The sequence below is a fragment of the Arcobacter sp. CECT 8989 genome (genome assembly GCF_004116715.1).
Taxonomy (GTDB): Bacteria; Campylobacterota; Campylobacteria; order Campylobacterales; family Arcobacteraceae; genus Halarcobacter.
Genome location: NZ_PDKE01000013.1, coordinates 17174 through 29536 on the forward strand (window position 1 = coordinate 17174; position 12363 = coordinate 29536).

Below are 12363 nucleotides of genomic sequence, written 5' to 3' on the forward strand. Positions count from 1 at the left end.
ATGAAGTATAAAGTAAAGTATCAAGAAAAAGGAAAAATAAAAACTCTTCTTTTAACTGAAGATGAATACTTAGAAGAGAATAGTTTGCCTTTAAATATTATTAGCATAAAGAAAACTATAGAGTTAAGTACTCTTTTTTCTTCAAAAAAAAGAGTTAGTAAAAGAGCTTTAATCAATATATTAAATGAATTAAATCTTATGCTTGAAGCAAATATACTCTTTGATGATGCCTTTGAAATTTTGATTGATTCTAATAAAGATAAAACTATAAAAGATTTTCTACTTAAGTTAAAATACTCTTTTTCAAATCATTTAGATTTAGAACAAAGTTTAAAAGAGTTTAGAGTTGATAGTTTTGTAATCTCCTTATTTAAGATTATACAAAATAGTGGAGAGCCAAAAAGGCATATTAAAACTTTGTATGAGATTTTAAAAGAAGAAGATGAGGTAAAAAAACAGATAAAAAAAGTTTTTGCTTATCCTTTGATTTTAGTAAGTTCATTTTTATTTGCACTTATTGGTATTTTTAATTTTGTAGTACCAAAGTTTGAGAATATGTTTTTACAAAATGATATGAAATTAAGTTTTGCTACAAAGTCTCTATTTCTTGTAAAAAATATATTTGAAAACTATCTTTTATTTATTATAGTAATTCTTAGTTTAGTACTCTTTTTTATATACTTAATCTACTCAAAAAGTGAGAAAATAAAGTTTTTTGTGCATAGAATTATTTTTGAAAAACTATTTATAGTAAGTAAAATATATAAGCTTCGAATAATGTATAGATTCTTTTATATTGTAAATAGTTTGCTTCAAGGAAGATATGAGTTTCATGAAACTATTATTAAGAGTAAAACTTTAATAAACAACAAATACTTTTTAGATAAAATTACACGAATTGATAGTTCAGTAAAAAGTGGTAAGTCTATTTACCATAGTTTTAAGAAGAGTGATATCTTTGATGAGCTTGTTTTAAATATAATTAGAACAGCCGAAATATCAAACTCTTTAGAGAAAACAAGTTATGAGATAAGAACTATCTATAAAAAAAGATTTAATGAAAAAGTAGAAATATTTTCTATACTAATTGAGCCAATATTTTTTATATTGATTATGTTATTAATTGTTTGGATAATTATGGCTATCTTTGTTCCTTTATGGAGTATAGGTGATATTTTAAAAATATAAGAGGAATTTTTTATGAGCAAAGAACTAGAGTTTGAAAACTCAGTTAAAAACATTTTAGAGTATGTGGGTGAAGATATAAATAGAGAAGGGCTTGAAAAAACACCTAGTAGAGTTAGAAAAGCTTTTGAGTTTATGTGTGGTGGATATAAGCAAAATCCAGAAGAGATTATCAACTCTGCACTTTTTACAAGTTCAAATGATGAAATGGTAGTTATCAAAGATATTGAGTTTTATTCAATGTGTGAACACCATATGTTACCAATTATAGGTAAAGCACATATTGCATATATTCCAAATGGAAAAGTAGTAGGACTTTCAAAAATACCTAGAGTTGTAGATGTTTTTGCTAGAAGATTACAAATTCAAGAGCAAATGACTGAACAGATTTGTGATGCACTTCATGAAACTTTAAATCCAAAGGGTGTTGCAGTTATGATTGATGCAAGACATATGTGTATGGAGATGAGAGGAGTTGAAAAGATTTGTTCAACAACTGTTACTTCTGCACTAAGAGGATTATTTAAAAAAGACAAAAAAACTAAAGATGAGTTCCTTTCAATAGTTGCTCAATCTTTACATAAATAAAGTAGGCTTTTTAGCTTACTTTTATATAAAAGTAAATAAAACCTTTTAAAGTAAAATTACTTTTGCAAGCATTAAAAATGAGAAGAAACCTACAATATCTGTAACCGTTGTAAGTAGTACTGTACTTCCTATTGCTGGGTCTACATCAAGTTTTTTAAGAAATAGTGGAATTGAGGCTCCAAAGAAACCTGCACTAAATAAGTTTATGACCATTGCCATGGCAATAACAACACCAAGCATAGCTTTATCAAACCAAATCCAAGCAATCAATCCTATAACTACAGCAAAAACTACTCCATTAAAAATAGAGATAAAAACCTCTTTTTTAATAGCAGTTTTACTATTATCAAAGTCGATATCACCTAAAGCAAGTTGTCTTACCATTACGGCTAAAGTCTGTGTTCCTGCATTTCCACCCATCGAAGCAACAATAGGCATTAAAATAGCTAAGGCAACATATGATTGAATAGTTTCATCAAATAAGCCAATAACTAAAGAGGCTAAAATAGCAGTTCCTAAGTTTAAAAATAGCCAAAAACCTCTTTTTTTAGCAACTGTAAGTAAGTTATCATCTTGCTCAAACTCATCATCTACCCCTGCTAATTGGTACATTTGTTCTGTTGCACTCTCTTCAATTACATCTAAGATATCATCTGATGTAATCCTACCCATTAACATACCTTGATATCCAACAACAGCCACAACTGAAAGGTCATATTTCTCAAACTGTTTTGCTACATCATCAATATCATCTTTATCTTGTACAACAAAGGGTTTAAACTTGTTTTCTTCGTGAGAGTTTAAAATCTCTTCATATGTTTTTGTAAAATCAAAGATAATTAAGTCTTCAAGTAGAATTGAAGCAAGAAGTTTTTTATCATCATTAATAATAAAAACTTGGTGAATATTTTCTAATTCATCACTTGCTTTTCCCTCTCTTAATCTATCAATAGAACTTTGAATAGTATCTTTGATATTTGCAGAGAAAAGCTCAGTCTGCATGTATGAACCAGCTTCATCTTGGTTATATCTCTTAAGCCAATTAATCTCTTCTTGGTCTTCTTCTTCTAGACCATCGAATACCTCTTTGGCTTTATCTTCATCAATTCCTTCAATTTCTTGAATGATATCCGTAGCATCATCTGATTCTAGTTCATCTACTACGTCTGTTAGTTTTTTAATTGATAATTCTTCATAAACATCTTCTCTTAGATATTCAGGAAGTTCAAGGATAACTTCACCTAATAAATCTTCGGGGATTTTTTTAATAGTATCAAAGAAGTCTTGGCTATTTTCTGCGTGGACTTTTTTTAAAGAGTAAGCTATATCACTAGGGTGAATGTCTTCTATTTTTTCAAGAAGTTCTTTCGTGTCTGTTATAACTCTCTCTTCTGACATTAAATATTCCTAATTGTAATTGGTGAACTTGAAAGTGAGTCTTCAAGCTTTGTTGGTATTAACACATTTAAATCTTTAGTATGACCTTTTAATCTATTTGACATAGTTTTAGCATACTCTTTAAATACTCTTTTTTCTTTACCTTTAAGTTTACTCTTAGTTACCTTTATAATTTTTAAAGGATCAATTGCTCTACCATTTCTATATAATCCTAAGTGTAAGTGAGGTCCAGAACTTAGTCCCGTACTTCCAACATATCCAATATGTTGACCCTTTCTTACTTTACTTCCTCGTCTTAATCCACCTTTGAATTTGTACTGGTGAGCATAAAGAGTTTTTAAACCATTTTTATGTTGGATAATAATTGTATTTCCATAACCACCTTTTCTACCTCTAAAAGTGATTCTTCCATCTGCTGCTGCGTAGATTTTTCTTCCTCTTGGAGCTGCATAATCAACTCCTAAGTGGGCTCTATATCTTTTTAGAACTGGATGGAATCTTCTTTTTTGGAATCTACTTGAAATTCTACTATATCTAACTGGCGTTTTAAATGTGAAGTTTGTTAAGCTTTTACCATTTAGGTCATAATATTGACCATCTCTTTCATGTCTAAATATAAAGTTATTATCTCCTGCAACTTCAACCATAGCTGCAACAATTTCTGGTTGACCAAAATATTTTCCAAGTCTGATTTTTTGTTTATATTTTATAACTACAAAATCACCTTTTTGCATTCCTCTAAAGTTTACACTTGATTTAAATGCTCTAATAAGTTCATTTGCAAGATTTTTATTGTTTGTTTTTTTCATAATATCAAGATATGGAGAGTGAGAAATTTCTAAAACTAAAGTCTCTTCTATCTCTTGATATGAAATAGGAAGTGTTTGAAACTTGTACGTTCCATCTAGTTGTTTTGCAATGTGAAGTTGAATATCTTCTGATACTGGAATTAATACTTGTTTTAATGAGTTATCGTCATCAAGTAATAAGTGATAAGGTATACCTGCATTTATTTCAGAACATAACTCTTTATCCTCTTTTGGCAAATCAAAATATAATGATTGGGAAATTCCATACTGTTCTAAAAATGTTAAAAATGTTTCGCCCTTTGGCCAAGCTAACTCTTTCACCTCTTTTGCTAGTGCAAAAGTACTTAAAAATACAAAAACTAATAAAATGATTTTCTTCACATGACTTCTTTATACTAAAATTAGAAAAATTATTATACAATCCGCAACTTGAAGAGTTAATAAAATATTTGGGGAATTGTATGAAAAAACTACTACTTCTTTTATTCTTTATGGTTACTTATTTATTGGCTGATCTAGTAGATGTTTATCGAAACCAAGGCTTAGATGCAGTACGAGCTGAGTTAGAAAAAGAACTTACAAAAAAGCAATACTGGGAAAATTATCTAAGTAACAAGAACGTTGAGTATGGTTACTATGAATCAAAAGAGTTTTTAATAGTTGCAGAGAAGCAAAAAAAAGAGATAAAAGTATTTAAAGTAGAAAAAGATAATTATAATCTACTTTTAAAAGAAGATATTATTGTTGGTGAAAAAGAGGGTGATAAGCAAGTTGAAGGTGATTTAAAAACACCAGAGGGTGCTTATATGTTAACAAAAAAACTTACTAAATTAGATCAATTTTATGGACCACTTGCTTTAGTAACTTCGTATCCAAATACTTTTGATAAAGCATTAAATAAAAATGGTCATGGAATATGGATTCATGGAATGCCTTTAAATGAAGAAAGAGAAAAATTTACTCAAGGGTGTATTGCTTTAGACAATGAACAATTACAAGCAATAGATAAAAGCATTGCCCATGAAAAATCTATTTTACTTATAAGTGATGAGCATCTTCCAAAAACTTCAAAAGAAGAGATAAGTACAATTTTAGCTGCTATTTATAAGTGGAGAGAAGCTTGGAAAAAATCTGATATTGAAGAGTATTTAAACTTCTATTCTGAATCTTTCAAAAATGATAGAGGAATGAGTTTAGAAGAGTTTGCAAAATATAAAAAAAGAATCTTTGCTAAAAAAGAAGAGAAAAAAATTGTATTTACAAATATAAATATCGCTCCTTATCCAAATTCACTAAATAAAAATATCTATAAAGTTCTTATGGATGAAGATTACAAAACAAAATATTATACTTTTGTAGGAAAAAAAGAACTATATATTGAGCTTAAAGACAATAAAGTACAAATCTTAGCAGAGGGTTAAAACTAATACTAAGAGCTTTTTTTGTATAATCGCCTTTAATTAAAACTACCATAAATTTAAGGGCGAAGATGCAAAAAGAAGAGATGAATCTTGAAGAGATAGCACTTGCACACTCTTTAACACTTGAAGAATTCGAAAATATCAAAGAAATTTTAGGAAGAGAACCAAACTATGTAGAAATTGGTATTTTCTCTGCTATGTGGTCTGAACACTGTTCATATAAATCTAGTACAAAATACTTAAAAGGTTTCCCAACAAAAGCACCATGGGTTATCCAAGGTCCAGGTGAAAATGCAGGGGTTATTGATATTGGTGACGGTTATGCAGCAGTATTTAAAATGGAATCTCACAATCACCCATCTTTTATTGAACCATATCAAGGAGCAGCAACAGGTGTTGGTGGAATTATGAGAGATGTATTTACAATGGGTGCTAGACCTGTTGCAAGTATGAACTTAATCCAATTTGCTGGAATCGAAGGTGACAGTGAAACTGCTAAAAAGCACAGATACTTATTAAGAGGTGTTGTTGCTGGTATTGGTGGATATGGTAACTGTATGGGTGTTCCAACTATTGGTGGACAAACTAATTTTGAAGAGTGTTATGCAGGAAACAACTTAGTAAATGCATTTAACTTAGGTATCGCAAAAGCTGATGAAATCTTCTACGGAAAAGCAGAAGGTATTGGAAACCCAGTAATGTATGTTGGGTCAAAAACAGGTAGAGATGGACTTGGTGGAGCGGTTATGAGTTCTGCTTCATTTGATGAAGATTCAGAATCAAAAAGACCAACAGTTCAAGTAGGTGATCCATTTACTGAAAAACTATTATTAGAAGCTTGCTTAGAACTATTCAAAGAAGATTTAATTATTGGTATTCAAGATATGGGTGCTGCAGGACTTACTTCATCTTCATTTGAAATGGCAGGAAGATCTGACTCTGGTATGATTATGCACTTAGACAAAATTCCAGCAAGAGAAGAGGGAATGACTCCTTATGACTTTATGTTATCTGAGTCTCAAGAAAGAATGCTTATTTGTGCTAAAAAAGGTAGTGAGCAAGCAATTATTGATATCTTTGAAAAATGGGAATTAGATGTTGCTGTTGTTGGTGAAGTAACTGATACAGGAAATATGGAACTATTCTGGCATGGTGAAAAGTGTGCAGAAGTACCAGTTCAACCAGTTTCTGAACAATCACCAGTATTAGATAGACCAGTTTCAAAACCAGCATACTTAAATGATATTGCAAATATCTTTTTAGATAAAAACATCTCTAATCAAGAGGCATTTGATAAACTATTATCTGATATGGAAGTAGTTGACAAATCTTGGGTTTATGACCAATATGATTCAATGGTACAAACAAATACTGTAAAAGGACCAGGTAAAAATGATGGTTCTGTAATTAGAATCAAAGAGACTGGAAAAGCTTTAGCTATGTCTGCTGATTGTAATACAAGACAATGTTATGTTAACCCTGAATTAGGAGCAGCAGCAGCTGTTATGGAATCAGGAAGAAATGTTGCTATGACAGGAGCTACTCCAAAAGCAATTACAGATTGTCTAAACTTTGGTAACCCACAAAACCCAGAAGTAATGTGGCAGTTTGCTCAAGCTTGTGAAGGTATTAAATCTGCTTGTAAAGAGTTAAATACTCCAGTTATTGGTGGAAATGTATCTTTATATAATGAAACAAATGAAGTAGGTGTTTTCCCAACTCCAGCAATCGCAATGGTTGGTGTAAATGATGATGCAAACAAAGTTTTACCTTCTTGTTTACAAGAAGATGGAAACACTTTATATTTATTAGGTGATACTAAATCTGAGTTTGGTGCTTCTTTATATCTTAAAAAGTTATATGGAAAAGTTGCAGGAGCTCACCCAGAAGTTGATTTTGCAAAAGAGCTTAACTTATGGAATACAGTAATTGAAGCAAATAACCAAGGTTTATTAAAAGCAGCAAAAGATGTTAATGTTGGTGGTTTAGCTATCGCATTAGCAAAAATGGCAGTTGTTGGAAACAAAGGTTTAGAAGCAAATATCAAATTAGCTGATGAAAAAGATTTATTCTCTGAAACATTAAGTAGAGCTGTTGTTGAAGTAACTCCTGAAAATAAAGATGCATTTGAAAAACTGTGTGCTTCTAAGGGAATGAAAGTTACTGAATTAGGATTAGTTGGTGGTGGAAGAATTGCTATCAACGATATCTATACAGAATTAGCAGATGCTAAAAATGTATACTTCAATAGATTTAAAGAAGTAATTGAGCAAGACTTATAATAAAGGTTTTAAAATGCAACAATATATTAAAGATTCTTCAAAAAGCGTTCAAGAGGTAGTAGATACTATTTGTGAAAAAGCATCAAACTATAAGTTTGGTGTTTTACATATTCATAATGTAAAAGAGACTCTTAACTCAAAGGGTGTAGAGTTTGATGATGAGTGTCAAATTCTTGATGTATGTAACCCTGGTGTTGCAAAAGAGTTTTTAACTGCAAATAGAAACCTATCTTCTATAATGCCTTGTAAAATCTCTGTTTATAGCAAAGATGGTCAGACAAGTGTAGTTATGAATCCTGTTGAGGATTTAGCTAGACCAATTGAAGAGTCTGTATTACCATTAGCAAAAACAACACAAGAAACTTTATACAAATTAATAGATGAAGCTATCTAAGCTTTATCTATTAAACACTATACATAATCTGCGATAAAAATATAATCATAATTACTAAAATAAATGGAAGCCTGTGACCTTTAAATACGAAAGGTTGAATTCCAAAAAATACTTGTAAAACTCCCCTTAATCCTAACCATAATCCTAAAATTGCTTTTATTGAAAGTAGGATTTGAAAAGTTGAAAAATTATTATCTTCAGGAATACTTCCAAAACTAATATGAAATAGATATATTCCTGATATTACTGCAAGAATTAAAGCTTTGGGAACTATAGCACGGGTTAATTTTGCAAAGTAGCCTCTTACTTCTTTGTATTTGTCTTCACTTAGAGTTTTTTGCATTCTCATTAATATAAGATTATCTGTAAATAAAAAGCCTGCATAAATAAATACTGAAAAAATATGAATTAGTTTTACAAGTAAAAAGTCCATTAGAAACCACCTAACTTCTGCTTTACATGTTCTTGTGACATAGATATATTCCACTCTGGTTCCCATACAAGTTCAACACTTGCAAGTTCAACTCTAGGAAGTTCTTTTAAAACAGCTTCTTCCACCCATTGAACAATTAGTTGATGTAAAGGACAAGCTTTTGTACTAAGTGTCATAGTTACAACAACTTCCATTTTTTCATTACAACTTGCATCATAAATAAGTCCCATTTCCACAAGGTTAAATCCAACTTCAGGGTCAATAACAGTTGATACAGCTTTAAAAATTTCTTCTTTAGAATACATAAGATCCCTCCTTAATTGTTGCCATATATAAAATATCTTTTAATAAAAAGATAAGACCAATAGTTAAAAAACATAAACCACTTTTGTATATTTCATCTATATTTGTTGCTAAACCTATTGTTACAATAGTAGTTCCAACAGAAGAGCTTAAAATCTGAAAGCTAGAGCTTTTCTTTGGTATTAAATCAGTTAACATAGGTACTTGTTTTTTGCCTACAAACATAGAAAATCTTTCATACCAAACTAAAAAAGGAACTATTTTATATAGATGTCCTGCTATTAAAAAACCAATAAAACCAACAAAAATAAGCCATGAAGCTGAAATTAAAAGCTTATCATTTCCATACAAGAAATATGCGATAAAAAATATAAGTGATACAAGTAAACTTAGATATGAGAAAATCATACTTTTAAAATAAATATCAACCTCTACTCTTACTCTTTTTTTATAGATTACAAATATCTGAACAAAATATAAAAGCAATGAGATTATACAAAGTGTATAAGCTATAATTTCAAAGATATTGATATTAAAAAAACTGAAAATAAGCATTGAGATAATACTTGAACATAAAATATAAAAGGCACTTTTTACATATATCCATGAAAAACTATGACTTAACCAAAACATTGGAAGAAGAATTAAACTCATACTCATAATAGTAGTTCCTACATATCCAAAGAACACTAAGAAAATATGTGATTTTAAAAGTCTAAATGAATCTACAGATACAATACCAGAATGGTTAAGAGCTAATGCAATTCCAAGTATTAATCCAAATAGTAAGAATATATTTGAGATGATAATTGTAGAAATAATGAAGTTTATCTTCTTAACTTTTAAGATTGTTAAAAATGTTTCTACTAAAAATATAGCCATTGCTATAAAAATAGCTGTTCCTCCAAAGGGAAGTAAAATAGGAAAACTATAAAAGCCAAAAGCCATTAAAATAGTACCTATTATAACTAAGGGATAAATTGCATAATACAAATCAACTGCACAATGACCAACTTCTAAAACCACAGGAACAAGTTGAGCCATTGCTCCTAAAATAATAAGCATTACAAATGAAAGTAAAAATATATGAACCCAAGCTAAAGTACTACTGTTTAAGTAGTGTAAGCTTTCAAGTTCAAATCCAAACATAAGTAAGATACTTATTACAAAAGTTATTACACCTAAAATAAAAAAAGGTGCTACAAGTTTAAAAGGTGGTGCAAAAGCAGTTGAGATATTCATTAGTGGTTACATCCTGAGCCACTACAACTATTTTGAGTAAAATCAGTTGTATTTTTAGCACCTATTTTTTTTCTAAAAATAACTTTTGAAAAACCATTTTCTAACTCTTTTACATCAAAAGTAAACTCTTGCTCTATTCTTGGGAAAAGTCCTGCTGGTGACTTATGGTTTATCATTACTAATTGACTATTTTCATCTAGTAGTTGTAATCCTACCATTGCATTTACCATAGGTTCTGGTGGACCACATCTGCTAGTATCAAAGTGATAAGTTGTTAATCCATCTTCAATAGATTTAAAAAAGTCTACACTTGAACCTGCTACTTCTATTTTTTCCATTTTTTATCCTTTGTTTTTTGAAGTTTAACTTCTTTAAGGATTTGATTTATTGATGCCAATCAATAAAGAAAATGAATAAATAGTTTTAGTAGCAATAAACTCTATTTCTTCCTAGTTTTTTTGCTTGATATAGTGCTTCATCTGCATTTTTAAATACATCATCAAAGGAGTTATTTGAAGCTTTAAAGCTACTAACTCCAAAAGAAGCTGTAACTTTACCAACTTTAGTAAATTTTACTTTTTCAATATCAGCTCGTATTTTATCTGCTATATTTTGTACCGCATTTAAGTTTGTAGTATTTATCACTAATACAAACTCTTCACCTCCCCATCTAGCAAAGATATCATCTAATCTAATTTTATTACCAATAACTTCAGCAAACTCACTTAAAATAATATCTCCAATATCATGTCCATAAGTGTCATTTATAGATTTAAATTTATCAATATCAGCAATAATAACAGAATACTCATCTCCATAAGGGCGATATTTCATCTTTTCTAAAAAGCCTCTTCTGTTTAAAACTTTTGTTAATGAATCAAAATAGGCTTTTTTATGTAAAGATTTATTTGATTTTTTTAGAGTCTCATTTTTCTCTTTTAACATCTCTAAAAGATAATTGAAAAACCTTGCAACAATACCTACTTCGGTATCTCTTTCTTCATATATTTTTTTATTTAAATTTCCTGTTTTCATAATAGTAACTATGCTTTCAATAGTCTCTACCCAAGGAAGTTTTGCATTGTGTTCACTTGTATTTAATCCAAGAACTTCACTTCTTTTTTTAACCCTTAAAAACTTGTATCTATATAAAATCAAAAATAGAATAATTCCTAAGGTAAAAGAAAATATAAATGCAGAAAATATTCCTAAAGTTTGAACTATAAAAAACTCCACAAATGATAAGCCAGTTGGTGATGCGGTAAAAAGTGCAATTGCCAATGTTCCCCAAGCTCCTGCAAAACCGTGTATTCCTATTACATTTAAAGGATCATCAATTTTAAGTTTCTTTGATATAAACTCATTTGAAAAGTGCATTATCATAGCAGATATAAATCCTACAACTGCTGCTTGATATATTGTAAATAAATGACATCCTGCAGTTATACCAACAAGTCCTGCAATAATCCCAAAACTAAATAGTTCTACTTTTGTTTTTTCATGATTAGCAAAAGTTAATATCCATGCAGCAAAACCACCAAATATAGCTGATATAAGTGTATTTAAAAGTATTAAAGTAATTTGTGCATCAAACTTTAAAAGACTTCCTGCATTAAATCCAAACCATGCAAGGAAAAGTATAAAAACACCAAATACAATAAAGTTGTGATTTGATGGTGCAAAATATTTAATTTTGCCTTTTCCAAACTTTCCAAGTCTTGGACCTAAAACTATAGTTCCAGCTAAACCTATCCAAGCTCCAACTGAGTGAACGACAGTAGAACCTGCAAAATCTACAAAGCCTAGTTCATATAACCAACCATTTTGATTCCAAGCCCAATGTCCAAATATAGGATAAATAATTGCTGCTACAAAAATAGCAACTATAATATAAGCATTAAATTTTATTCTTTCAGCAACTGCCCCTGAAACTATTGTAATCGCTGTTGCTGCAAACATTGCTTGAAAAAAGAAGATTGCATTTTGTTCTAAATTTTTTCCATCAATTATAAAATTTGAAGTTCCAAATAGTCCTGATAAACTATCTCCAAACATAAAGCCAAAACCCAAAAGCCAAAAAAACATAATTCCAAACACTGTATCTATTAGGTTTTTCATAGCTACATTTATAGTATTTTTTGTTCTAACCGTTCCTGTCTCAATTAAAGAAAAACCAAATTGCATTAAAAAAACCAAAAAAGCACTTAGTAATATCCACATTAAATCTAAACTACCCATAAAGTTCTCCTTGGCAAAAATTATAGCACCAAAAATAACTTTATTAAGTATATTACTTATATAGAAAATA

Annotated in this window: 12 protein-coding genes; 5 read left to right on the forward strand and 7 right to left on the reverse strand. The window is 29.6% G+C overall.

The annotated features are described in order from the left end of the window. Both CRV02_RS11820 and folE read left to right on the forward strand, forming a co-directional pair. A complete protein-coding gene (locus tag CRV02_RS11820) occupies positions 1–1188 on the forward strand; it encodes a type II secretion system F family protein (protein ID WP_129090493.1) in 1188 nt (395 codons plus the stop codon). 12 nt (positions 1189–1200) lie between these two features. Next, on the forward strand, positions 1201–1773 hold the full coding sequence (folE, locus tag CRV02_RS11825) for a GTP cyclohydrolase I FolE (RefSeq protein WP_129090494.1): 573 nt from the start codon (positions 1201–1203) through the stop codon (positions 1771–1773). Between the two features lie 45 nt (positions 1774–1818). On the opposite strand, the gene mgtE is transcribed toward folE, so the two are convergent. Together mgtE and CRV02_RS11835 are read right to left on the reverse strand one after the other, a co-directional pair. Next, entirely contained in the window at positions 1819–3171 is a 1353-nt protein-coding gene (mgtE, locus tag CRV02_RS11830; RefSeq protein ID WP_129090495.1) for a magnesium transporter, read from the reverse strand. Beyond that, entirely contained in the window at positions 3171–4361 is a 1191-nt protein-coding gene (locus CRV02_RS11835) for a M23 family metallopeptidase (protein ID WP_129090496.1), read from the reverse strand. Before CRV02_RS11835 ends, mgtE begins: the two co-directional genes overlap by 1 nt. Positions 4362–4441: 80 nt before the next feature. On the opposite strand from CRV02_RS11835, the gene CRV02_RS11840 reads away from it, so the two are divergent. From CRV02_RS11840 to CRV02_RS11850, 3 genes are all read left to right on the forward strand, one after another. Next, positions 4442–5401 carry a murein L,D-transpeptidase family protein gene (locus tag CRV02_RS11840; protein WP_129090497.1) on the forward strand — a complete coding sequence of 320 codons (960 nt, stop codon included), beginning with the start codon at positions 4442–4444 and terminating at the stop codon, positions 5399–5401. A gap of 68 nt (positions 5402–5469) precedes the next feature. Further along, complete coding sequence (gene purL, locus CRV02_RS11845; protein WP_129090498.1) at positions 5470–7683, forward strand: phosphoribosylformylglycinamidine synthase subunit PurL; 2214 nt, start codon at positions 5470–5472, stop codon at positions 7681–7683. 13 nt (positions 7684–7696) lie between these two features. Next, positions 7697–8077: a DUF302 domain-containing protein gene (locus CRV02_RS11850; RefSeq protein WP_129085521.1), complete on the forward strand. Its 381-nt coding sequence runs from the start codon at positions 7697–7699 to the stop codon at positions 8075–8077. 10 nt (positions 8078–8087) lie between these two features. Here the strand turns inward: CRV02_RS11850 and CRV02_RS11855 are convergent, their stop codons facing one another. The 5 genes from CRV02_RS11855 to amt form a co-directional block, all read right to left on the reverse strand. Next, positions 8088–8510, reverse strand: a complete 423-nt coding sequence (locus CRV02_RS11855) for a hypothetical protein (protein ID WP_258239297.1) — start codon at positions 8508–8510, stop codon at positions 8088–8090. After that, positions 8510–8815, reverse strand: coding sequence for a metal-sulfur cluster assembly factor (locus CRV02_RS11860; protein ID WP_129090499.1), 306 nt, complete (start codon positions 8813–8815; stop codon positions 8510–8512). Before CRV02_RS11860 ends, CRV02_RS11855 begins: the two co-directional genes overlap by 1 nt. Next, positions 8805–10055 (reverse strand): hypothetical protein, encoded by a 1251-nt coding sequence (locus CRV02_RS11865; RefSeq protein WP_129090500.1) that lies wholly within the window; start codon positions 10053–10055, stop codon positions 8805–8807. Before CRV02_RS11865 ends, CRV02_RS11860 begins: the two co-directional genes overlap by 11 nt. Beyond that, complete coding sequence (locus tag CRV02_RS11870) at positions 10055–10393, reverse strand: hypothetical protein (RefSeq protein WP_129090501.1); 339 nt, start codon at positions 10391–10393, stop codon at positions 10055–10057. Before CRV02_RS11870 ends, CRV02_RS11865 begins: the two co-directional genes overlap by 1 nt. An 85-nt stretch (positions 10394–10478) precedes the next feature. Continuing rightward, positions 10479–12293, reverse strand: a complete 1815-nt coding sequence (amt, locus tag CRV02_RS11875; protein ID WP_129090502.1) for an ammonium transporter — start codon at positions 12291–12293, stop codon at positions 10479–10481. Between the last annotated feature and the right edge of the window lie 70 nt (positions 12294–12363).

What these genes read in the sequence shown, in the direction of transcription:
- CRV02_RS11820 (WP_129090493.1), top strand. Translation starts at nt 1, where the DNA reads ATGAAGTATAAAGTAAAGTATCAAGAAAAAGGAAAAATAAAAACTCTT.
- folE (WP_129090494.1), top strand. Translation starts at nt 1,201, where the DNA reads ATGAGCAAAGAACTAGAGTTTGAAAACTCAGTTAAAAACATTTTAGAG.
- mgtE (WP_129090495.1), bottom strand. Translation starts at nt 3,171, where the DNA reads ATGTCAGAAGAGAGAGTTATAACAGACACGAAAGAACTTCTTGAAAAA.
- CRV02_RS11840 (WP_129090497.1), top strand. Translation starts at nt 4,442, where the DNA reads ATGAAAAAACTACTACTTCTTTTATTCTTTATGGTTACTTATTTATTG.
- purL (WP_129090498.1), top strand. Translation starts at nt 5,470, where the DNA reads ATGCAAAAAGAAGAGATGAATCTTGAAGAGATAGCACTTGCACACTCT.
- CRV02_RS11850 (WP_129085521.1), top strand. Translation starts at nt 7,697, where the DNA reads ATGCAACAATATATTAAAGATTCTTCAAAAAGCGTTCAAGAGGTAGTA.
- CRV02_RS11855 (WP_258239297.1), bottom strand. Translation starts at nt 8,510, where the DNA reads ATGGACTTTTTACTTGTAAAACTAATTCATATTTTTTCAGTATTTATT.
- CRV02_RS11860 (WP_129090499.1), bottom strand. Translation starts at nt 8,815, where the DNA reads ATGTATTCTAAAGAAGAAATTTTTAAAGCTGTATCAACTGTTATTGAC.
- CRV02_RS11865 (WP_129090500.1), bottom strand. Translation starts at nt 10,055, where the DNA reads ATGAATATCTCAACTGCTTTTGCACCACCTTTTAAACTTGTAGCACCT.
- CRV02_RS11870 (WP_129090501.1), bottom strand. Translation starts at nt 10,393, where the DNA reads ATGGAAAAAATAGAAGTAGCAGGTTCAAGTGTAGACTTTTTTAAATCT.
- amt (WP_129090502.1), bottom strand. Translation starts at nt 12,293, where the DNA reads ATGGGTAGTTTAGATTTAATGTGGATATTACTAAGTGCTTTTTTGGTT.